At 65.5% G+C, this 20,117-nt stretch carries 20 protein-coding genes; 7 read left to right on the forward strand and 13 right to left on the reverse strand.

All coding sequences use genetic code 11. The features are described 5' to 3' along the window. Positions 1-19 precede the first annotated feature (19 nt). On the reverse strand, positions 20-1,027 hold the full coding sequence (locus ACWEQQ_RS09760) for a 3-isopropylmalate dehydrogenase (RefSeq protein ID WP_452347925.1): 1,008 nt from the start codon (positions 1,025-1,027) through the stop codon (positions 20-22). Between the two features lie 165 nt (positions 1,028-1,192). After that, positions 1,193-1,504, reverse strand: coding sequence for a hypothetical protein (locus ACWEQQ_RS09765; protein WP_452347926.1), 312 nt, complete (start codon positions 1,502-1,504; stop codon positions 1,193-1,195). Between the two features lie 35 nt (positions 1,505-1,539). On the opposite strand from ACWEQQ_RS09765, the gene ACWEQQ_RS09770 reads away from it, so the two are divergent. Further along, the gene (locus ACWEQQ_RS09770) at positions 1,540-1,782 is read left to right on the forward strand and encodes a hypothetical protein (protein WP_379386853.1); all 243 of its coding nucleotides are present in this window, start codon (positions 1,540-1,542) and stop codon (positions 1,780-1,782) included. Positions 1,783-1,853: 71 nt separating this feature from the next. Here the strand turns inward: ACWEQQ_RS09770 and serA are convergent, their stop codons facing one another. Next, positions 1,854-3,452 carry a phosphoglycerate dehydrogenase gene (serA, locus tag ACWEQQ_RS09775; RefSeq protein WP_452344002.1) on the reverse strand — a complete coding sequence of 533 codons (1,599 nt, stop codon included), beginning with the start codon at positions 3,450-3,452 and terminating at the stop codon, positions 1,854-1,856. Positions 3,453-3,618: 166 nt separating this feature from the next. After that, positions 3,619-3,753, reverse strand: a complete 135-nt coding sequence (locus ACWEQQ_RS09780; protein ID WP_452347927.1) for a hypothetical protein — start codon at positions 3,751-3,753, stop codon at positions 3,619-3,621. Between the two features lie 672 nt (positions 3,754-4,425). Between ACWEQQ_RS09780 and ACWEQQ_RS09785 the strand changes: the two genes are divergently transcribed. Further along, complete coding sequence (locus tag ACWEQQ_RS09785) at positions 4,426-5,229, forward strand: nucleotidyltransferase domain-containing protein (protein WP_452347928.1); 804 nt, start codon at positions 4,426-4,428, stop codon at positions 5,227-5,229. Positions 5,230-5,316: 87 nt separating this feature from the next. Here ACWEQQ_RS09785 and ACWEQQ_RS09790 read toward each other — a convergent pair whose 3' ends face one another. Together ACWEQQ_RS09790 and ACWEQQ_RS09795 are read right to left on the reverse strand one after the other, a co-directional pair. Continuing rightward, positions 5,317-5,535 carry a cold-shock protein gene (locus ACWEQQ_RS09790; RefSeq protein WP_452344000.1) on the reverse strand — a complete coding sequence of 73 codons (219 nt, stop codon included), beginning with the start codon at positions 5,533-5,535 and terminating at the stop codon, positions 5,317-5,319. A gap of 704 nt (positions 5,536-6,239) precedes the next feature. After that, complete coding sequence (locus ACWEQQ_RS09795; RefSeq protein ID WP_452343999.1) at positions 6,240-8,288, reverse strand: ATP-binding protein; 2,049 nt, start codon at positions 8,286-8,288, stop codon at positions 6,240-6,242. Positions 8,289-9,198: 910 nt separating this feature from the next. Between ACWEQQ_RS09795 and ACWEQQ_RS09800 the strand changes: the two genes are divergently transcribed. After that, a complete protein-coding gene (locus tag ACWEQQ_RS09800) occupies positions 9,199-10,209 on the forward strand; it encodes an MBL fold metallo-hydrolase (protein WP_452347929.1) in 1,011 nt (336 codons plus the stop codon). A 108-nt stretch (positions 10,210-10,317) separates the two neighbouring features. Here the strand turns inward: ACWEQQ_RS09800 and ACWEQQ_RS09805 are convergent, their stop codons facing one another. Then, positions 10,318-10,818, reverse strand: a complete 501-nt coding sequence (locus ACWEQQ_RS09805; RefSeq protein WP_452347930.1) for an N-acetyltransferase family protein — start codon at positions 10,816-10,818, stop codon at positions 10,318-10,320. 3 nt (positions 10,819-10,821) lie between these two features. Continuing rightward, positions 10,822-12,894, reverse strand: coding sequence for a neutral/alkaline ceramidase (locus ACWEQQ_RS09810; protein WP_452347931.1), 2,073 nt, complete (start codon positions 12,892-12,894; stop codon positions 10,822-10,824). Between the two features lie 454 nt (positions 12,895-13,348). Here ACWEQQ_RS09810 and ACWEQQ_RS09815 point away from each other — a divergent pair, with 454 nt between their 5' ends. Beyond that, complete coding sequence (locus tag ACWEQQ_RS09815) at positions 13,349-14,173, forward strand: DUF559 domain-containing protein (RefSeq protein ID WP_452343995.1); 825 nt, start codon at positions 13,349-13,351, stop codon at positions 14,171-14,173. An 88-nt stretch (positions 14,174-14,261) separates the two neighbouring features. Here the strand turns inward: ACWEQQ_RS09815 and ACWEQQ_RS09820 are convergent, their stop codons facing one another. The 3 genes from ACWEQQ_RS09820 to ACWEQQ_RS09830 are packed head-to-tail and all read right to left on the reverse strand — an operon-like array spanning position 14,262 to position 16,275. Next, positions 14,262-15,140, reverse strand: a complete 879-nt coding sequence (locus ACWEQQ_RS09820) for an alpha/beta fold hydrolase (protein ID WP_452347932.1) — start codon at positions 15,138-15,140, stop codon at positions 14,262-14,264. A gap of 44 nt (positions 15,141-15,184) precedes the next feature. Next, the gene (locus ACWEQQ_RS09825; protein WP_452347933.1) at positions 15,185-15,397 is read right to left on the reverse strand and encodes a DUF397 domain-containing protein; all 213 of its coding nucleotides are present in this window, start codon (positions 15,395-15,397) and stop codon (positions 15,185-15,187) included. Further along, positions 15,394-16,275 carry a helix-turn-helix domain-containing protein gene (locus ACWEQQ_RS09830; protein WP_452347934.1) on the reverse strand — a complete coding sequence of 294 codons (882 nt, stop codon included), beginning with the start codon at positions 16,273-16,275 and terminating at the stop codon, positions 15,394-15,396. The genes ACWEQQ_RS09825 and ACWEQQ_RS09830 overlap by 4 nt, the downstream gene beginning before the upstream one ends. 171 nt (positions 16,276-16,446) lie before the next feature. Between ACWEQQ_RS09830 and ACWEQQ_RS09835 the strand changes: the two genes are divergently transcribed. Further along, on the forward strand, positions 16,447-16,668 hold the full coding sequence (locus ACWEQQ_RS09835; RefSeq protein WP_452346077.1) for a hypothetical protein: 222 nt from the start codon (positions 16,447-16,449) through the stop codon (positions 16,666-16,668). Positions 16,669-16,722: 54 nt separating this feature from the next. Next, entirely contained in the window at positions 16,723-17,607 is an 885-nt protein-coding gene (locus ACWEQQ_RS09840) for an HNH endonuclease (RefSeq protein WP_452347935.1), read from the forward strand. Between the two features lie 149 nt (positions 17,608-17,756). On the opposite strand, the gene ACWEQQ_RS09845 is transcribed toward ACWEQQ_RS09840, so the two are convergent. Together ACWEQQ_RS09845 and ACWEQQ_RS09850 are read right to left on the reverse strand one after the other, a co-directional pair. Beyond that, positions 17,757-18,485 (reverse strand): HNH endonuclease, encoded by a 729-nt coding sequence (locus ACWEQQ_RS09845; protein ID WP_452347936.1) that lies wholly within the window; start codon positions 18,483-18,485, stop codon positions 17,757-17,759. Positions 18,486-18,558: 73 nt separating this feature from the next. Further along, complete coding sequence (locus ACWEQQ_RS09850) at positions 18,559-19,179, reverse strand: TetR/AcrR family transcriptional regulator (protein ID WP_452347937.1); 621 nt, start codon at positions 19,177-19,179, stop codon at positions 18,559-18,561. A gap of 123 nt (positions 19,180-19,302) precedes the next feature. Here ACWEQQ_RS09850 and ACWEQQ_RS09855 point away from each other — a divergent pair, with 123 nt between their 5' ends. Continuing rightward, positions 19,303-20,073 (forward strand): SDR family NAD(P)-dependent oxidoreductase, encoded by a 771-nt coding sequence (locus tag ACWEQQ_RS09855; protein WP_452346073.1) that lies wholly within the window; start codon positions 19,303-19,305, stop codon positions 20,071-20,073. Positions 20,074-20,117 lie beyond the last annotated feature (44 nt).

A 20,117-nucleotide genomic window follows, 5' to 3' on the forward strand; every position in this document is an offset into this window, starting at 1 on the left:
GGGGCTCGACCGTGGAACGCTAGAGCGAGGCGGCGATCCGGTCGCCGACCTCGACGGTCGAGCCGGCGCCCGAGCGCGACGCCAGATCCTTGGCGACGGCGGCCTCGATGCGGGCGGCCTCCTCGGCCTTGCCGAGGTGGTTCAGCAGCAGGGACACCGAGAGGATCGCGGCGGTCGGGTCGGCCTTGGACTGGCCCGCGATGTCCGGGGCCGAACCGTGCACCGGCTCGAACATGGACGGGTTGGTGCCCGAGGCGTCGATATTGCCGGAGGCGGCCAGGCCGATGCCACCGGAGACGGCGGCGGCCAGGTCGGTGATGATGTCGCCGAACAGGTTGTCGGTGACGATCACGTCGAAGCGGCCCGGGTCGGTGACCATGTGGATGGTGGCGGCATCGATGTGCTGGTAGGCGGTTTCGATGTCCGGGTACTCCGCGCCGACCTCGGCGACCGTGCGCGACCACAGCGAACCGGCGAAGGCCAGCACGTTGTTCTTGTGCACCAGGGTCAGGTGCTTGCGGCGCTTGCGGGCGGTCTCGAAGGCGTAGCGGACCACGCGCTCGACGCCGAAGCGGGTGTTGGTGGAGACCTCGGTGGCCACCTCGTGCGGGGTGTTGACGCGGATCGCGCCGCCGGTGCCCGTGTAAGGGCCCTCGGTGCCCTCGCGCACGACCACGAAGTCGATGTCCGGGTTGGCCGCGAGCGGGCTGGTGACGCCCGGGTACAGCTTGGACGGGCGCAGGTTCACGTGGTGGTCCAGCTCGAAGCGGGTGCGCAGCAGCAGGCCGCGCTCGAGCAGGCCGCTCTGCACCGACGGGTCGCCGATGGCGCCCAGCAGGATGGCGTCGTGCTGCTTGAGCTCCGGGATGACATTGTCCGGGAGGATCTCGCCGGTGGCATGGAACCGCTTGGCTCCCAGGTCGTATTCGGTCTTCTCGACACCGGGCACCACCACGTCGAGCACCTTGAGGGCCTCGGCGATGACCTCGGGACCGATACCGTCGCCCGGAATGACAGCCAGTTTCATGAAATCCATGCTCCGTTCGATAAAACGCGCGGGTGATCCTCTCCGCGCTGGCAGGAGAGTCACCGGCCACCATAGCGGGTACGCCCGCAACCCCTTTCACCAGGGCGAATCGCTCCCAACCAGTGGGATCACCGGCCGCTCGCACCGGTCGTGGCGGCACGTGGGCTAGGGCCGAATTCCCGCGCGGCGGCACTCCTGTTGCACGCGCAGAGCGAGAGCGTCCTGCTGCCCCGCCACCGTCCGGCACCATTCCTGCGCCTGCGTGCCACACGCCCGCTGCTGCTGACCACCCATGGTCCCGGCGGAAAGCACTGCGACACAACCATTCTCGGAGCGCGAGTAATCCGGCCGATGATCGAACACCGCCCACGCCACCACCCCCGCCACGATCAGCGCGACGACGACAGTGCTCCCGATCAGCAGATTGCGCCGCTCCCGCGCGGACAGCGGCTCGGTCGGCGGCGTCTTTCCTCGCATTCATCAATCATGGCGGCGTCGGTAGTGTTCGGTGGATGTTCGACAATCTCCGACTCGAGCGCAAACTTCATCGCCTGGAACGCAAGATCGATCTCATCATCGAGCATCTCGGTATCGCCGATCCTGGCGGCGTCATCGACTACAGCGCGATCGACGATCTCCTGCAGCGCGGCAAGAAGATCCAGGCCATCAAGCTGTACCGGGACCAGGACCCGACGGCCGGTCTGGCCGAAGCGCGCGACGCGATCGAAGCCCGGGATCGCCGGCCGGGTCGCTGATACTTCCCCCCGAACGCATCGGGCCCCTTCCACTGTCCGTGGAAGGGGCCCTCATCGCGTAGCGGTCTATCTCAGTCCAGGCTGACCAGGGCGACCTTGGCCGCGCCGACGGCCTCGGCGATGGCGGTCTGGACGTCGGCCGGGACCTCCTTGTTGACGCGGAGGACGACGGTGGCGCCTTCCTGGTCGAGGTCCTGGGTGAGCTGGGCGGCGAGGATGTCGATGCCCGCGTCGCCGAGCTTGGTGGCCAGGCGGCCGAGCTGGCCGGGCTTGTCCTCGTAGGCGAGGACGGCCAGGTTCAGGCCCTCGGCGCGCATGTCGTAGTTGCGGCCGTTGATGTTGACGATCTTCTCGACCTGGGCGGGCTCGGTCAGGGTGCCGGCCACATTCAGGGTGCGGCCGTCGCCGAACACGGCGCGCAGGTCGACCAGGCTGCGGTGGGTCGGGCTCTCGCTGTGGGTGGTGACGGAGGCCTCGAGGCCGCGGTCCTTGGCCAGCGACGGGGCGTTGACGAAGGTCACCGAGTCCTCGATGAGGGCCGAGAACACGCCGCGCAGAGCCGAGAGCTCGAACACCGCAACGTCTTCCGAGGACAGCTCGCCGCGCACCTGGACCTCGAGGGAGACCGGCAGCTCGTCGGCGAGGGCGCCCAGCAGCGCGCCCTGCTTGCGGACGATGTCCAGCCACGGGGCGACGATCTCGTTGACCGCGCCACCGGTGACGTTCACCGCGCCGGGCACGAACTCGCCGGCGAGGGCGAGCTGGACGGACTTGGCGACATCGGTGCCGGCGCGGTCCTGGGCCTCGGCGGTGGAGGCGCCCAGGTGCGGGGTCACCACGACCTGCGGCAGGTTGAACAGCGGGCTGTCGGTGGACGGCTCGGTCTCGAAGACGTCGATACCGGCGGCGCGCACGTGGCCGGAGGTGATGGCGTCGGCCAGGGCCTGCTCGTCGATCAGACCGCCGCGGGCGGCGTTGACGATGATGACGCCCTTCTTGGTCTTGGCGAGCGTCTCCTTGTTCAGCATGCCCTTGGTCTCAGGAGTCTTGGGCAGGTGAATGGAGATGAAGTCGGCGCGCTCGAGCACCTCGTCCAGGGTCAGCAGCTCGATGCCCAGCTGGGCGGCGCGGGCCGGCGAGGTGTAGGGGTCGTACGCGACGACCTTGGTCTCGAAGGCGGCGAGACGCTGCGCGAACAGCTGGCCGATACGGCCCAGGCCGATGACGCCGACGGTCTTGCCGAAGATCTCGACACCGTTGAACTTGCTGCGCTGCCAGGTGTGCTCGCGCAGGGTGGCGTCGGCGGCCGGGATCTGGCGGGCGGCCGAAAGCAGCAGAGTGACGGCGTGCTCGGCGGCGGTGTGGATGTTGGAGGTCGGCGCGTTGACGACCATGACGCCGCGCTCGGTGGCCGCGGGCACGTCGACATTGTCGAGGCCGACGCCGGCCCGGGCGACGATCTTGAGGTTCTTGCCGGCCTCGAGCACCTCGGCATCGACGGTGGTGGCCGAACGGACCAGCAGCGCATCGGCTTCCGGCACGGCCGCGAGCAGCTCGGGGCGGTTGGGGCCATCGACCCAGCGCACCTCGACACCGTCGCCGAGCGCGTCGACGGTCGACTGGGCGAGCTTGTCGGCGATCAGAACAACAGGACGGCCTGCTTGGCTCACGGTGGGGTACTCCTGAGGAAGGGTTCCGGGATTTACGGGCGATAGCTTAGTGCGCTGGGATCCGGGGGGTTTTACCGCCTGGTAGGCAACTGCCATCAAACCTGTGAACTGCGGGTTTACCCGGAGTGTGTGTCGGAGATCCCGGAACCGGCCCGGGCAGCACGACTCAGGCGGCAACTTCGGCCGTCAGCAGCGGATCTGCCGCCGCGCCGTCGGTCCAGATCTGCGCCAGTGACTGCAGCGCTTCGATATTCACAGTGACAGCCCCGATTCCGCTTCTCGCGTGGATCTTTCGGTGCATCGCTTCTCACCTGCGGGTTCCACGTCAGGCGGCCGGTAGGTCGGCATCCCACCAGGCCGGGGTGTCGGCGGCCTGGTCCGCAGCGGCGATCATGATGTCGGCCACGGCGTAGCCGAAATAGGGCATTGCCGGGAAGGTGTCCCAGCGAAAGTGCGACCTCGACTTTCGGCTGACTTCGACGGACTTGCGCGCTCTCGAGACGCAATTCAGGGCGTTGAGACATCCTTCACGGATAGCCGAAAGCCCGGCGTCGGAGCTACGGAGTCCGAGACCGGGCTTTCGAAAGTCGAGTAATCGACGTCAGCAGTTCCTAGCGGCCGAAGGAGCCGGTCCACAGGGTGGACAGGATGCCGTGCAGCGCGGCCGAACCGGTGTCGAGCAGGCCGTTGAGGGCAGCGGAACCGGTGTCGATGATAACGGGGATCATGAAAATACCTCTTCTGAATTCCGTACGAACTTTCTGACGTGAAGCCTATCGGGCCGGTTTCACGGCCTGTTACGGCGGATTTACGTTATGTGACTGGCGTCACACCATCCGGATTCTGTGGTCCTATTCATATGAGTGTCGAATTCCCGCCATATAACGCGGCTATCACGCCCCTATTTCTGGGGGCCTCGTCGCACGGAAAACGCGTGGACCAGCGGGATCCCGGGGCGCTAACGTCGACCGTCATGACCCTGCGCTCGATCCTCGCTTCCATGGACCCGGCGGTGGTCGCCACGATCGACGGCGAACTGGACCGGATCGTGCGCGAACACCGCGTCGACGTGCTGCTCGCCATCGAGAGCGGCAGCCGCGCCTGGGGCTTCCCCTCCCCCGACTCGGACTACGACTGCCGCTTCGTCTACCTCCGGCCGCTGGACGGCTACCTCACCCCCTGGCCCGGTCGCGACGTCATCGAGACCCCTTTGGTTGGCTTACTCGATGTCAATGGCTGGGACCTCGTGAAGGCGCTGCGATTGCTGGTTAACGGGAACGCAGTCCTCATCGAATGGCTGATGTCGCCGATCGTCTACCGCGGTGACGCGCAATTCCGGGACGAATTGCGCGCACTGGCCGACGAAGTCGCCGACCGCAACCGGGTGGCCCGGCACTACCTGCATCTGGGCCGCCGGCAGTGGCGTCTCTTCGATACCAATCGTTCGCTGAAAAAGGTGTTCTATTCGTTGCGGCCGGCCATGGCATTGCGCTGGCTACACGAATACCCGGATAAAGTGGCGGCGCCGATGCATTTGCCGACCCTGCTCGACGAATGCGACCTTCCCGGCGATTTCACTACTGCGGTGAAAGAACTGACGGAATTGAAATCCCGCACCCGGGAAATGGGCGCCGGCAGCGTGCCCGAACCGATCGCGACGTTCATCTCCGCCGAATTCGAGCGAGCCGCCGTGGAATTCGTCGGGGACAACGCGGCCCACCGGCAACATGCACAGGCTCTGTGCGCGGAATTCTTCCGGCGGCGGCTGCACGGCTGACAGCATCCCCCGAGCATCACGCAGCGGCGGCCGCCCCCGATCACCTCGGGACGACCGCCGCGTGCGTGTTCGGCCGGGCGCCGCGTCTCAGTAGTCGGCTCCCGCGATGACCCGCACGATCAGCGCCTCGGGCCCCGGCTTGGTGCGCCGCACCTCGAACTCGACCCGCTGCCCCTCCACAAGCGACCGGAAGCCCTCGCCCTCCACCGCGGTGTACTCCACGAACACGTCCGGCTCGCCACTGTCCGGGCTCAGGAACCCGAACCCCTTTTCGCTGTCGAACCACTTCACCGTGCCGTGCACCATTACCAAACCTTCTCGATCCGACCGGACTCCCACGCCCCCGCGCGTGCCGCGGTCCATGGTGTCACGCCCCCGGCCCGCACGGTCGGCCGCCACGCCCGCCCAGCCGCTCCTACAGCCAAGGCAACTCACACGGCCCTACCTCCCTATCGAATTTCCCTGTCCCCACGTATCACTCGCCCGCCGGCTTCCTCTGCGCCAATCCCCCTGGCCAACGCCCTTCCCGCACATCCCGTTTCACTCCGAATCCCGTACCACCACAACCGCCCTCCCGCGCCCACGGACGCACATTCCCACCAACTCCCCGACCAAGATCAGAGAGCTGCGATGGCGGTGATACAACCAAATCTCCGCGCTGAGAGCTCCTTGATCCTGGTTCGCCCAGGGTGGTCGTGCGGTGTCACCCCTGCACGGCCGCCGCATCGCATTTGTACATTCGCGTCCGCGGGACGAGGTCACCGCGAGTCGCGACCAGCTGCCTCATCTTTCGCGGCGCCTTGCGCCGCAGGTGCCCGGGCCGGCCCTTCTTCGGCCCGGGCACCGCGCCCCGCATCGCGCACTGCCGCGTCACGCGGGCCGTGCCCCTCCGGCCCGGCGCTGACAATGCGGCGCGGGCGACCCCACCCCGGGGTCGCTGGGGATCAGGCAGCTCTGGTGGTGGCGATTCGGCGAATCTCCCCGATGAGAGCTCCCTGATCCTGGTTTCCTCAGCCGGCGCGCATGTTTCGGGGCGGGGTGTTCTCGTCGGCTTCGGGATCTCGCATGGCGTAGACGCGTTCGAGGAAGTCGCGGTGGGCTCGGAGGGTGGCGTCGAGGAGTTCGCGCCAGGTGCGGCGGTCCACTCGCTGGTCGCTGACCAGGGAGGAGAGGGACGCGGGGCCGAGCTTGTCGATGTGGTCGACGATGAAAGTGAGGCGGCGGCGCGGGAATTGGGCGCCGATGCGGGGGTTCTCGTCGAGGAAGTGGTCGAGTTCGTAGAGGTAGTTGACGGCGCGGTTGTACTCCTCGTCGGTGAGGTGGTAGTCCATGCGCTTGATCTCGACGATCCACAGCTCGCCGGAGTCGTGCAGCAGGACGAAGTCGGGTTCGCGCTTCTCGCTGCCGATGGACGTGGTCACCAGCGGGGTGCCGAACTTCTGTGCGTACCAGCGTTCGAAGCTGGCGCGCACGCGTTTGAGGGATTCGTTCATGCCCAGCGGGGTCCACTCGGGGGCGAGCAGCCAGGGGGCGGATTCGATGAGCTCCTGGAAGGGTCGTTCCAGGGAGCGGCGGTCGTCGATGAGCGAGCGTAGCCGGTTCACCACGGCGACACGCTCACTGGCGATCTGGCCCAGCGAGTAGATCTCGGCCACCCGGGCCCGCTCGAACAGCGCGACCACGACGTCCAGTGCGGGATCGGCGTCCTCGGCGATCTCCTTGAGGGTGTCGAGCAGACTGCGCTGCGGGCCCAGCGACAGCGCCAGCCGCAGCATGTTCTCGATGTGCGCGGGATCGTCCATCGAGGCACGATCCTTGTGCGCCACCAGGATTCGTGCCGCGTCCAGGACGGAGTCGCGGAACACGCGGTCGCCGGGCGCGATGGCGTCGAGGGTCTCGTGGATGCGGGAGCGCTCGACGAACTCCTCCCAGACCCGGCGGCGGATGGATTTCTCGCCGAGCCTGCCGATCTCCTTGATCAGCGCCCGGCCCCACTGCGCGAGCGCCTCACCGCGCGGGGAGCTCCACATGATGTCCTGGCGGTCGGAGCGGACGAGATCGTCGTCATCGTCGAGCCAGTCGACGTGGATCGCGCCGACCAGATAGGAGCGCAGTTTGAACTCGCCGGTGAATCCGGAGGAGATACCGAAATCCCTTGTCTGCGCGACGATCTTGCCGCGCGCGTAAATGCGGACCCCGGCCATCGCCTCGTCACGGTACGGCTGTTTCGAATAGGCGATCCAGCCCGTCACCGGCAGGAATTGCCGCCCGAATCGCACCGGCACCCGGCCGGCGTCGATCCGGGTCTCCTCCATGACGTCGATCGGCAGCTGGCTGAGAATGAAGCTCTCCGGGCCGATGGCATTGCGCACCTCCACCCGCCAGTCCGCGCGTTCGATGCCGAACCGGGCCGCCAGCTGCCGGTTCAGTTCGGTCCCCGTATTTACCCGCTTGCGAAAGAAATTCCGCAGGATGATGGTGGTGCCCCGTTGGGAGGTGAAGGTGCCGTCCAGACGGCCCGGGCGGGGGAAGTAATCGCTCTCGGTGTCGGAGAGCATGTCGTCGAGGTCCATCACGATGTGGGAGACGATCCACCCCAAGGGTGTTCGGTCCTCGTCCCGGCTGCCGGCCGTGATCACCTCGATGGTGCGGCAGATGCCGAAGGCGGCCAGCTTGCCGATTCCCTTGCGCCCCATCACCGGCCGCCGCCGTTCCCGGGACAGATCGGACCCGGTGCGCACGCGTCGGTCGGATCCGACCATCAGGTAGTGCTCGTTTATCTCCTCGGCGGTCATCCCGTGCCCGTTGTCGGAGACGACGATCTCGTACACCGGTTCGTCTGCGGCCCTGACGGTTCCGGCCAGCATCGCGCCCCACGGCAGCACGACCTCCACCTCGGTGGCGTCGGCATCGTAGGAATTGGCGATGAGTTCGGCCAGGACCGCCGAGACCCTGTCGTAGAGCCGAATGCCGAGTTTGTCGATCGCCAGCCGGCTGATGCGCATCGTGTACTTGTGGTCATCGCGATCATGCGCGCCCGCACGCACTTCCGGATACATGTCAGGCCCCCATTGCCCTACCGGCAGCCTTCGTTCAGCTACCTCTGAATTCGATGCAACGCCGATTGATTAACAGCAGGCTGAACATTTACCGACCGCTTAGTCACGGTGTGATTCCAGGATTCACCAACCGATAGCCCACGGCAACGGCAAGGTCTCGGTTACCTACGCGAGTGTGCGAGCGCCCCTTGATAACCCGCTCCCTGGCGTTCACCCACACGCCCGCCGGCCCCGTTCCCACTGGCGTGGGACCAATCGGCGAGGCCGATGTCCGGCCCGAGATCCGGATGTCGGCCATCGAGCAGATGAGAATCCCCACCATTCCAGAACCCGGGCGACGACAACCAATTGGCTTCGGCCTCGACCAATTCGGCCGATCGAAGGTCGGATGAGTGGCGTCCGCACCCCCGGCGGCGACTCCTCGCCCCGCAGCGCATCCGTCGTTCCAGGCATATCTGCCGCGGTCGGCACGAACGCGACCGAACGACGATTGGCGACCACAGCACCCGCTCGATCGTGCCGTACGACATATCGGAGAGGCTCGAGCAATACGCGTCTCGAACAATTGCGTGGTCGCCGTGCGGTCTGCGGCATCACTGTCGGTGATAGTGCGACCGTGCTCGCGCCACCGAGCCAAGAGACGCCGCGAGCTGCGATGTGAAGCCAGGCTTCAGGGCATATCCGCCGAGCGTTGCGCTCTGGGCCTCGGTGATACTGCTGCCTCGCTCACGCCTCCGAGCCGAGCGATGTATCCGGCGACGGTGCGGCGCCGGGTTGCAGGGCGGATACGCCGAGGGTTGTGCGGGGACCGGTGGTGAGGGCAGTCGGATGACAGGTCAGGCGGATGCGGGGCAGAATGCGGGGCGGCGGCGGGCGGTGTCCGCTGTGACGCGAGACAAAGGGGTACCGGGTGGCCAGTAGTCAGACCATTGCCGCACGTCAGCACTTTTTCGGGGAGGCGGCGGTGGACCCGGTCAGCGGGGCGGTGCGGGAGGATCAGGTGCTGGTGTCCTGGTTCGGGTGTGCCAGTTTCGCGGTGGCCATGGGCGGCGTGGTGTTTCTGCTGGACGCGTGGGTGCCGCGCGGGGCGACGTCCGGGTACGTGCCGACCGGGCCGGAGGAGGTCGCGGCGCTGGATCCAGCGGCGATCTTCATCGGGCACGGGCATTTCGATCATGCGGCCGATGCCGGGGCGATCGCGCGGGCGAGCGGGGCGGTGGTGCACGGGACAGCCGAACATTGCGCAACGGCTCGAAAGCAGGTCGGCGGGGCCGAATTGGCTTGTCAGGAACTGGGTTCCGGCAAGTCCGCGCCGGGTGACCGCTACGACTTCGAGCTCGCGCCGGGGCTTTCGGTGACCGCGGTGCGCCACCTGCACTCGGCACGGACACCGCGGCACGAGGGGGCGGATGCCTCCGCACCCGTGCGACCCAAGCCCTGCCTGTGCGATATTCGCGCCTATCCCCCGGGGCTGGCCGACGCCAGACACCTGGCCCGTAATCTGCTCGCGCCGGAGGGCGGAGTTCTGCTGTACCAGTTCCGGCTCGGCGATTTCGTGCTGACCTGGCACGATTCCTCCGGCCCGCTGCTGGACAAGGCACCGCATGTCCTGGATGTGCTGCGCGCGCTGCCCGCATCGGACGTGCACATCGGCGCGGTGCAGGGGTACAACCAGTTCACGAATGGGCTGCGGGACCCGCGCAGCTATATCGAGGCGCTGCGGCCGAAGGTGTTCGTGCCCAACCATCACGACAACTGGCTGCCGCTGATCACCGCCCGGGGTGAGGCGTTCCGGACGCCGCTGCACGAGGAGGTCGCGCGGATGCCGGAGGGTGAGCGGCCGGAGGTCCGGATGCTGCTGGACCGCGACGACTATCTCGCGCCAGGGCGGCTGGCATTCGACCTCGCACCGCAGGACTGATCGGGTGGAGTCCAGGGCTGGTCGGCCGACAGGCGGACGGCGAATGGTCGACGCCAACGGGCTGCGCTGCAGCCCGGTCAGAGTGGCATTGTGTCGAAGGGCCGTCGATCAGCGGAAGCGGAGAAGCATTGTGATGCTGGTGGTTCCGGCCGGATTGATCTGCTCCGATCCCGGGACGTCGACGAAGCCGAGACGTTCGTAGAGTCGCCGGGCCGGATTCTCCAGGCGGACACTCAGACTCACGGCGCCGTACTGCTCGCGGGCGGCGTCGAGGAGTGAGGTCATCAGCTTCGTCCCGAGTCCGGTCCCACGGCTCTCGGGTGCGACACCGATTGCCAGCTCTGGAGTGTCGTCATCGACGTAGCCGAAGGCGGCGTTCTCGGCGGTGAACCTGCGCAGCCAGGCGGCGCCCAGCAGCACCCCGTCGGTCCCGCCGACCACACCGAGATCACCTGCGGCGCCCCAGTCTTGGACGTAAGGCGCCACATTCGACTGATCCATCAGTTGTTCGGGCGAGGTCAGGCCCCGGTCACGGGCGTGTGACGCCTCGAACAGCATGGCCCACAGGAACTTCTCGTCGACCGCTTCGGCCGGCCGGACAAATACCATGCCTCAGCCGACCACGAATTCCGCTGATGTTCCAGTGAATTCGTTGATCGTTCCGGCGCCGTCGCGACTGTCGCCGGTGTACTGAATGCGATAGCGGCCCGAAGGGGCAGTGTCGGGCACCGTCCACTGAATGGCGATGGTGGAGGCGGCGGGCTGGCCGTCCGGGCGGGACCAGTGCAGTTCGGTGCACCAGTCGTTGTCGTCGTAGACGCGCCGCCAGTCATCGCCGGAGCCCTGCTGGACCTCGAAGTAGGTGCCGTCCAGGCGGAAGTTGTTATTGGGGTGAGCGCCGACGAATTCCACCGAAACCATTTGTCCTGCACCGTAGTTCGCGTCAGGCTGGGTGAGGACATCACCGTAGACGCGTCCGGCGTGCGGCAGATCGGCCGGGACCGGCGACAGCAGGTTCGGCTGCAATCCGAAGGCCCAGTCGAGCGGGGCCGGGCCGCGGCCGAGGTCGATGCGCGCCGCCAAAGCCTTTGCCAGCCGGTCGAATTCCTGCATGTGGGCGGAAAGCGTCCAACGCCCGTACAGGGTTTCGCCGCCCTCGTACTGCTGGGAGGCGTATTCCTCAGGGGTGGTGACGTATCCGCAGTAGCCATTGGCGTAGCCCTGCAGCAGCACGTTCTCCAGCGGCACATTCAATGCCCGCGCCACCAGTCGCCGGATTCGCAGCCCCGACACGACCGTGTACTCCGACGGCCCCGAGGCCAGCACCAGATCGCCGATGCGCATCAGCTGCAGCGGCACGATCTGCGGCACCCACGGCCGCGGCGGCAGCACTCCCAGTGGGGCCAGAATCAGCTTGGGCGCCTGCACATCTCGCATCCAGTCTTCGATCGGCGAGTTGAGTCCGCCGAGCGCGGCCACCATCGGATTGGCGTCGCCCTCCTGCAGGAACGACAGCTGCGAGTTCCAGTTGTCCTCGGTGCTGGTCGCCATGGCCGCCGCGCCCATCATGGCGGGCGAGGTGCGGGCCGGCTTGCCATCCGGGGTGTAGTCGCCGGCGATGGCGGTGTCCGCGAGGTTCACATAGTGCAGCACCGAATCCACGCCGGCACTGCCCATCGGCGTCGCGGCGTCGAAAGCTTTTCGGCCCGCCTGATATTGGCGTTCACCGATGATGGCGCAGTTGGTGCGATTGTCCTCGGTCGGCCCCGACGGATGCATGGGCCGGATCCACAGATTGGGCGTCATATCGCCCGCATTGGTCTGCGGGAACGCGGCCACGAACGACGGCGCGCCGTCCAGGTGCCGCACACCCATCTCGTCGTGCTCCCAGCGATAGCTGGCGTATCCCTTGTTGTCCGCGGAGATGAGGGTGTTGCGATCGGTCAGCGAGGTACCGTGCGTCGCGAACCAGGTGATCGCCCCGACATCCTTGCCGCCCTGCCGGAATCGCAGCACGGTGACCTGCGGATCGATGGCATCCGGAAACGCTGCCTTGTCCTCATCCGGATTGGCCTCGAACGCCACCCGCGACCGGTTCACGCTGGCATCGTGCAACTCCCCCCGCCCGAGCATGATCGACCCCGGCCCGAGATTCTCGTGCGCCGCAACGATCGCCTTCACGATCCCGTTCACCTCGGCATCATGCGAGTTCTGCTGAAACCCCATGGCCGCAAGCGAATACGCATACTCCCGCGCGGTACCACCACACGAGTTGTGGTTGTGCGTCGCATTGAGATTGACGTTCCGCTCGGTATACAGATCCCCGAACCGCTGCTGAAGTTGCTGCATCACCACCAGATGCACCGACTGGAACAAGCAGGCATTGTCCGTATTCACGAACGCAACCCGATCCCCCGTAGCCTGATCCACCACGACGTAGGCCCGCGCATAACACCGTGTCAACAGCCCCGTAGTGACCTGGTCGGCCTCGGAGTACCCCATCATCCCCTGCCCCGCCGGGGCCCCGGTGATATCCGCGATCCCCACCCCGACCAGGTAATCCTGCCCCGCAGCCCGATGCCTGATGGGTTGCGCCCCAACCATATTCGCACCGAACGCCGCCGCACCGGCCCCCACGCCGCCCACCGCAGCCCCCACCAGCACAGCCCGCCGGGACAGAGTCATCGCATCCTCACTTCCACACCCGCGACAATGCGAACCCAGCCCGCACCCGCCAAAGAGTGAACCTGTTTCATTTCAGGTTTCCCGCAGACTAGTCGGTCACTTGACCAATTTCTAGCCAGAGGAGCCGAACTGCGCCCGCCACCATATCGCCAGCCGCCGCCTCACAGCCGCCGCACACGCTGGTTCCGCCAGGTCAACCCAGGTTTCCTTGACTCCAGCAACCAACAGCACCTACTCCCGTCCCCGCAAGAGTTTGCACAGACGAAACCTCACCAGCATCGCGTCGGCCCGCCTCGTCGACGACTCGCGAGCAACCGCCGGCCGGTTCATCCGCAAGTGAAATGTCGGCACACTCGAATCAACTTATTTCCACAGCCGCACCGCCATCCACAGACTCGACATAATCACAGCTCGCCGCGACGGTTTTGTCCGGGCACAGTGACACGCTTGCCCGATGATTCGTACACGCAGCGAACTCCTTGCGGAGGGCATCCCGGTCGGCACGATCAACGACCGCTCCCGGCGCGGCGTCTACAGAAGACTCCTCCCTCGTACGTATTGCCTCGGCGCGCCGACCACTCTCGATAGATGTCATGCGGTCATCGCCTGGCAGCCCCGCGCGATCCTCAGCCATCGCACCGCCGCCTGGTTGCACGGACTCCTTCCTGATGAGCCGACCCACGTGGAGGCGACCATCCCCAAGGATTCCGACCGCAGCACCCCGGACTGGCTGCGGCTCTACCGCCGCCGTCTCCGCGCCGAATGGATCGACGAACGCTACGACCTGCCTCTCACGACAGCGGCCTTGACCGTGTTCGACTGCGCCTCGGTCCTTCCCGAGCGTGAGGCCGATGCGCTGATCGATCTGCACGTGGGCCGGCGCGTGTCAGGGCCGGCCTTGCTCGAATTGTGCGAATCCCACCTGCATGGGTCTTCCACTGTTCGTAGACAACTCCGCGAGGCCGCGATCCACGCGGCGTCGGAGCCGGAACGCCTGTTCGCGCGAGCCCTGAACCGCCGAGGCATGCGCCTGCTCTGCAATCACCCGATCGGCCCGTACCGCTGCGACTTCGTCGACGAACGATCGCGCACCGTCATAGAGATCGACGGCCGCGAATTCCACAGCGAGTCCAGGGCCTTCCGTCACGACAGGCGTCGACAGAACGAGCTCATGCTCGATGGGTGGCTCGTGCTGAGGTACGCCGCGGCCGACGTGTATCAATCGGTCGACAGATGCGTCGACGAGGCCACAGCAGCCATCAGACGCCGCAGACGGTAACCCGGTCAGATCCCGCACCTTCCCCGCCACCCACCACCATTTCGACCGGAAATCACCCACTAGTGCGAGCCTGCACCGGCCACACCACCTACGCGGTCTCAGCCGCCAACTCGATCAGCCGCGCCCGCACCAGCTCGGGCCGCTCATCGACGATGAAATGCCCGCACCCCTCCACCATTTCGAGCGTGTAGTCATCCGCCCGCGCCGTCTCCGCCGCAGCCAGCGAATAGTGCACCGCCGCATCGTCTTTCCCGAACAACGCCCGCACCGGCACGGTAGCCCGCCTGCGCTCCGGATTCCGAACCGCCGCCGGCACCTCCTTCAACAGAAACGTCCGATACGTATCCCGCGCGGACCGCGCCACCACCGGATCCCGGAACCGCTCCGCAAAAATCTCGATAGTCTCCCGATCAAACCGGTTCTCCCCCTTGGCGGCCGCCCCGATCAGCCACTCCAGGAACCGAGTCCGCTGCTGGAGCGGCACCCCCACACTCGCCACCAGTGGCTGATACGCCAACATCCGCCAAGCCTGCCGAGCCACCACCCCTGGCGGCGACCAAGGATGCGCCATATTGCACACCAGATACCCCCGAAACCGCTCAGGCTCCCTGAGAATCATCCGAAACCCAACCCACCCGCCCCAGTCATGCCCCACCAGCAAGACCTTCTCGTCCAACCCCAACGCATCCATCAGCGCCAGCAGATCACTGGCCACGTCATCCTTCGCCCACCGATGCGGCGCCGCCCCCGACCACCCATACCCCGGCAGATCCGGCGCAATGATCCGCATCCCCGCCGGCGGATCCGCCAACAGATCCCGATACGTGTAGTGATGCTGCGGCCACCCATGCAACGCCAGCACAGGCACCCCCTCCCCCGCCTCCGTCACATGGAATCGAACACCCCGAGCCTCGACAAAGCTCCGACGAACACCAGGGATAACGGGCGGATCCTGATCAGCAGCCATAGCCCACGCTAACGCGCCCGGCGCGCCAAATCCGGGAAGTCGACCTAAGCCTGTTTCGAAGTCAGCTTTCCGCGCACGACACCTGCAACAAACGCGTCCCACTGCTCCGGCGTGAAGATCAGCGCGGGACCGTTGGCGTGCTTCGAATCGCGAACTCCGACCGAACCGTCTCGCAGATGTGCTGTCTCGACACAGTCAGCCTTGTCCCCGCTGTAGCTGCTCTTGAACCATTCGGCTGCGGATAGGTCGTCAGTCACGCTGAAAACTCCTTTGCCACCTGCCGCAGCAGGTTACGACTGACCGCCTCGTCCAGCGCTGCCCGCTGAAGGCTGTCGAGAACCCGATAGTACCGCCGCACATCGGCGTTTTTCTCCAGGTACATACACCCGATGAAGGTCTCCAGATACACCACGGGAGGCCAGACACGTTCGCCTCCGGCATCTTCGTCGAACTCCAGAATCGCGAACTGCCCCACGGGATCACCGACCGGGGCTCCTGCCTTGAACGCCAGCACTCGAACCGAGACATTCGGCAATTTGCCGATCTCGGCGAGATGCCTCAGCTGAGCGGCCATCACCATTGGACCGCCCACATTGCACCGCAGCGCCGCCTCGTGGAGGACAACGTCCAGCGACAGAGGCTGATACCTCCGAGATACCGTTGCCTGCCGCCGCGTCCGCAACTCGACTCGACGCTCATGGTCCGCGGCCGACTCTTCAGGCTTCACAGCTCGAATGAGCGCGCGAGCGTACTCGGGGATCTGCAGCAGACCGGGAACGAGGGCCGGCTGGTAGGTCGTCAACTTCCGAGCCGCGGTCTCGAGCCCGACATATACATCGAAGTTCGCCGGTATCACGCTTCCGTACTCATGCCACCAGCTGGTCTCCGCCGCCTGGCGAAGCAGCCCAACCATCGCCTCCGCGGTATCGCCGGACAACTCCAGAACATCGCAAATCGCCTGCAGATCTCGAACTTTCAGTCGCGTAGGTATCCCGCTCTCCAGCCGCTGCAACACCGACGTACTGACATCCGCAGCCTTCGCCACCCGATCCTGCGATATCCCCAGCGCGCTCCGCGCCTCCCGCAAATACCGCCCAAGCTGCCGCCTCGGCAAGGTCGAGCCAGTCTCCGACATGACGCGCTTCCTCATCAACATGCACCCGTACTGGGTGACGCGGACGCCCAAACTGCCAGCGGTCCAGGGCTTTCGCCGAGAAGCCACTGGTTTACCCAGTTCAGGGTAACCACCCATCCACTCGAGTGATGCACTTTCTACATAACCCACCCCAACACCGAGGAGCCCACCATGTTCGACCAACTCACCATCGGAGCCTGGGTAATCACCACCGCCGACTGCCCAGTCCGTTTCGTCCCCAACCCCCAGGAACACCGCGTCACCCTCGTCCTCGGCGACACCCACCGCGAATTCGAGATCTGCCTGGACGCAGCCACTCTCGCGGCAATCCTCCACCACGGCCCGAAGGCCCTGGCCAGCATCTCAGCAAGCTCAGCAGACACAGCGCACTGAAACGTATCCATTGAAGATCAACTTTTCGGCCGCGGTCCATGCCAGACTTCCTCCATGGACAGGGATGCCGAGGCCATCCTCCGCGAGGAGATCTTCCGACACCTGGAGGAATTGGTCGGAGACACCGGAGTCGTTACCCGCGAACAACTGTGGGACTTCACCCTGAACGGTGCGACTCACCGCCTCATCGACCGCAACCGCGGCATTCGGAACCCAAAGGACATGCTGGCCACCCTGTCGATCCTGTCCGATCCCAAGGGCAAGTATGCGGATGAAGAACTACAGGACTCCCTCTTCGCCTACGCGTACCGCGAAGGCAGCGTGAACGGCGACAACAAGAAGCTCCGGGCTGCTCTGGACCTCGACCTACCGCTCCTACTACTCCGGAAGATCGCCGACGGCGTCTTCGTTCCGGTGCCGCGGGTATATGTCGTCGCCGACGACCAAGAGAACCGACAGTTTCTGATCGCCCTTCATGACAGCCTCCGCTTGGTCGAGAACCCTCTCGAACTCCAGCCCCTGGAACGCGAATACGTTGAACGAGTGACCAAACAGCGCCTGCACCAACCGGAGTTCCGAGGCCGGGTCCTCCGCGCTTACGAATGCCGCTGCGCCGTCTGTCATCTCAGGCATGCAAAGCTCCTCGATGCCGCCCACATCATCGCCGACGGGAAACCCAATGGCACCCCAACCGTCGATAACGGGCTGAGCCTCTGCAAAATCCACCACGCAGCGTACGACGAGAACTTCCTCGGAATAACCCCCGACGGTGAGATCCGAATCAATCGTGCTCTGCTGGAAGAGGTCGACGGACCGATGCTTCGCCATGGCCTTCAAGAGATGCACGGCCGATCGCTCCTCATCCCGGCAAAACGCCAAGAACGCCCGTCCGCGGATCGCTTGGCCATCCGTTTTGAAGAATTTGAGCGCGCAAGTTAGCTCAGGACCCAGATCGTGTTAATCGGCGGTGCACGACCGCTCACCTCGAACAACCTTCGATCCACGTTATCCGGGCGCAGCCTCGATTCAGGGTCTAATGTCTTCCTAGCCAGCAAGATCGGCCCGTTCGGCCGTGGCCGGTTCCGCGGTCAAGGACGCTGAGCGGTGATCAAAGCATGCAGCTCATCCGGGTGGATCCAATTCGGTGGCTGATGGATCATCCGATGGCAGTTCGCGCACACCAATATCAGATCAGCAGTCCGGGTGTCGGTCTCACCCGACACATGGAGGGGTACTACGTGGTGACATTCGATGTACCCTTTGCCGCGCACACCGTAGACCGCTTCGAAGTCGAACTTGCAAACCTCACAGAACACACGGTTGTAGTGACGTAGGAACTCGTCGATCTTCTTTCGGCGTAGTTTCGGATCTCGCTCGCGGCGGGTGCGAAGTGCCGTGATGAGCCTGCCTTCTCGACCTGATTCGTCGTCGTCGAGCGCATTTGCTTCCGCGGCCACAGCTTCATCGAATCTGCCCGCGACAGCTGCTGCCCGAATCGCTCGAACTGCGGAGTGCATCTCGGTCGGCGAATCGATGAAGTCTTGCAAGACGACCTTGTCGAGTTTGCCGCCTCGAGTCGGTTTGCCGGCGTGGCCCGGGCGGCTGGTGGCGATGTCGGTTGTCTTCCGAGACACGCTGTTGACGTTGCGGAAGCTGTCCGGCCGGATGCTCGTTGGATGAATCGGCAGGGAGCGCAAGAGGTTTGACAATTCGGCCACTCGCCGATCGTCCTGACGCAACTCGCGCCAGCCATTCTGCACAACCAAATCGCAGGCCAGGATCAACTCGTCCCGGGTCCATGCCGGACTGCGAACCATGTGACCCAACGTAGCTTCACAAAACGCAGCTGGCAAACAGTCCAGTCTGATTTGGGGACGTTAGAGATCAGGACTACTCGGCAACGTGTAGTTGCCGCATGCACCGAACGACCAGGTCGGCCGGCGAGCCCTGGCCTTCCGCCGGGCCGTTCTCGACGGCCCAAAGCTCAAGGGCCACACGGATTGCGCCGGCGGCGGCCGCGGCGGTGAGACGGAGTTGGAATGGATTCGACTGTGGGCCAGCCAGTTTCAGGAGGATAGCGTTGAGGTCCCGTTCGCTCTCCAGGTTGATGCGGTGCCAGATGGCGCGGAGAGCGGGGTCGGTTTCCATAGCTTGGAGAAGACCTCGGGTGATCTCCAGATCTTCGAGGCTATCGCCGAGGGTGAGGGAGCGGACGGCAGCGGCTTCGAATTCCTGTGGAGTCGGGAGGCGGTGGGGGCCTGTGGCGATGTCGGCCAACCAGCGTTGGGCACCGGCCGCGAGCATGGGCTCGACGGCTTCTTCCTTCGTGCGTGAGTACCGGTAGAAGGTGCGGAGGGCTACGCCGGATTCGGCGGCTATTTGGTCTGCCGTGACCTCGGAGGTGCCGTGCTCCGCGAACAACCGGGCTGCGGTTCGGGCTATGTCCATGCGGGTTTCTTGTTTGCGGCGTTCGGCGAGGGTGGGGCGGGGCGGGGCGGGTTGGGCGGACATTTTCACCTCCTTTGGGCGGGCTCGTTGGGACAATCCTAGTTGACGGGATGCCACGATGGCATGACGTGCCATGTAGGCGTAGCGTGACAAGAGAGGCTGAGAACCTACGTAAGGAGAACCGCAATGGAGCGTTTTGACGGCCGTCGAGTAGTGATCACCGGGGCGGGGTCGGGGATTGGGCGGGCTACTGTGCATCGGATCCTGGCCGAGGGCGGGCAGGTTGTCGGGGCGGACGTGAACGAGGCCGGGCTGGCGGAGACTGCCAAGCAGGCTGCGGAGAACGGGAATGGGGATCGGCTCACCACGCTGGTGCTCGATATCGCTGATGAGGAGTCGGTGAAGGCCGGCGTTGCTGCTGCGGTCGAGACGCTGGGTGGAATCGATGCGCTGATCAACGCGGCCGGCATTCTGCGGTCGGCGCATACGCACGAGATGCCGCTGGCTGATTTCAACAAGATCATTGCGATCAACCTGACCGGTACGTTCCTGATGATTCGGGAGGCGCTGCCGCAGCTGCTGGCCTCGGACAAGGGCGTGATCGTCAACTTCACGTCGACGTCCGCGTTCTTCGCGCACCCGTACATGTCCGCGTATGCCGCGTCCAAGGGCGGCATCATGTCCATGACGCACGCGCTCGCCGCGGAGTACTCCAAGCAGGGGCTGCGCGTGGTTGCCGTTGCGCCGGGGTCGATTTCGAGTGATATGACCTCCGGGCGTGGCCCGGGGCTGCCGGCGGATGCCGATCTGAGCCTGTTCATGAAGCTGGCGCCGGGAATCGGGCAGGGCTTCGCGTCGCCGGATACCGTGGCGGGCGTGGTCGCGATGCTGGCGTCGGATGACGGTGCGTTCATCACCGGCACCGAGATTCGGATCGACGGCGGCACGCACTACTGAGTCTGCGGCACTCGGTTCGACACCCACAGAATCGAATCGAGTCA

This window comes from Nocardia sp. NPDC004123 (assembly GCF_053603795.1).

Excerpts from the sequence above, each read along its gene's own strand:
- ACWEQQ_RS09790 (WP_452344000.1), bottom strand. The coding sequence starts at position 5,535 with ATGGTGCACGGCACGGTGAAGTGGTTCGACAGCGAAAAGGGGTTCGGG.
- ACWEQQ_RS09845 (WP_452347936.1), bottom strand. The coding sequence starts at position 18,485 with ATGGTTCGCAGTCCGGCATGGACCCGGGACGAGTTGATCCTGGCCTGC.
- ACWEQQ_RS09780 (WP_452347927.1), bottom strand. The coding sequence starts at position 3,753 with ATGCACCGAAAGATCCACGCGAGAAGCGGAATCGGGGCTGTCACTGTG.
- ACWEQQ_RS09830 (WP_452347934.1), bottom strand. The coding sequence starts at position 16,275 with ATGTCGGAGACTGGCTCGACCTTGCCGAGGCGGCAGCTTGGGCGGTAT.
- ACWEQQ_RS09840 (WP_452347935.1), top strand. The coding sequence starts at position 16,723 with ATGGACAGGGATGCCGAGGCCATCCTCCGCGAGGAGATCTTCCGACAC.
- ACWEQQ_RS09795 (WP_452343999.1), bottom strand. The coding sequence starts at position 8,288 with ATGTATCCGGAAGTGCGTGCGGGCGCGCATGATCGCGATGACCACAAG.
- ACWEQQ_RS09810 (WP_452347931.1), bottom strand. The coding sequence starts at position 12,894 with ATGACTCTGTCCCGGCGGGCTGTGCTGGTGGGGGCTGCGGTGGGCGGC.
- ACWEQQ_RS09835 (WP_452346077.1), top strand. The coding sequence starts at position 16,447 with ATGTTCGACCAACTCACCATCGGAGCCTGGGTAATCACCACCGCCGAC.
- ACWEQQ_RS09765 (WP_452347926.1), bottom strand. The coding sequence starts at position 1,504 with ATGCGAGGAAAGACGCCGCCGACCGAGCCGCTGTCCGCGCGGGAGCGG.
- ACWEQQ_RS09855 (WP_452346073.1), top strand. The coding sequence starts at position 19,303 with ATGGAGCGTTTTGACGGCCGTCGAGTAGTGATCACCGGGGCGGGGTCG.
- ACWEQQ_RS09815 (WP_452343995.1), top strand. The coding sequence starts at position 13,349 with ATGATTCGTACACGCAGCGAACTCCTTGCGGAGGGCATCCCGGTCGGC.
- ACWEQQ_RS09785 (WP_452347928.1), top strand. The coding sequence starts at position 4,426 with ATGACCCTGCGCTCGATCCTCGCTTCCATGGACCCGGCGGTGGTCGCC.
- ACWEQQ_RS09820 (WP_452347932.1), bottom strand. The coding sequence starts at position 15,140 with ATGGCTGCTGATCAGGATCCGCCCGTTATCCCTGGTGTTCGTCGGAGC.
- ACWEQQ_RS09770 (WP_379386853.1), top strand. The coding sequence starts at position 1,540 with ATGTTCGACAATCTCCGACTCGAGCGCAAACTTCATCGCCTGGAACGC.
- ACWEQQ_RS09805 (WP_452347930.1), bottom strand. The coding sequence starts at position 10,818 with ATGGTATTTGTCCGGCCGGCCGAAGCGGTCGACGAGAAGTTCCTGTGG.
- ACWEQQ_RS09850 (WP_452347937.1), bottom strand. The coding sequence starts at position 19,179 with ATGTCCGCCCAACCCGCCCCGCCCCGCCCCACCCTCGCCGAACGCCGC.
- ACWEQQ_RS09760 (WP_452347925.1), bottom strand. The coding sequence starts at position 1,027 with ATGAAACTGGCTGTCATTCCGGGCGACGGTATCGGTCCCGAGGTCATC.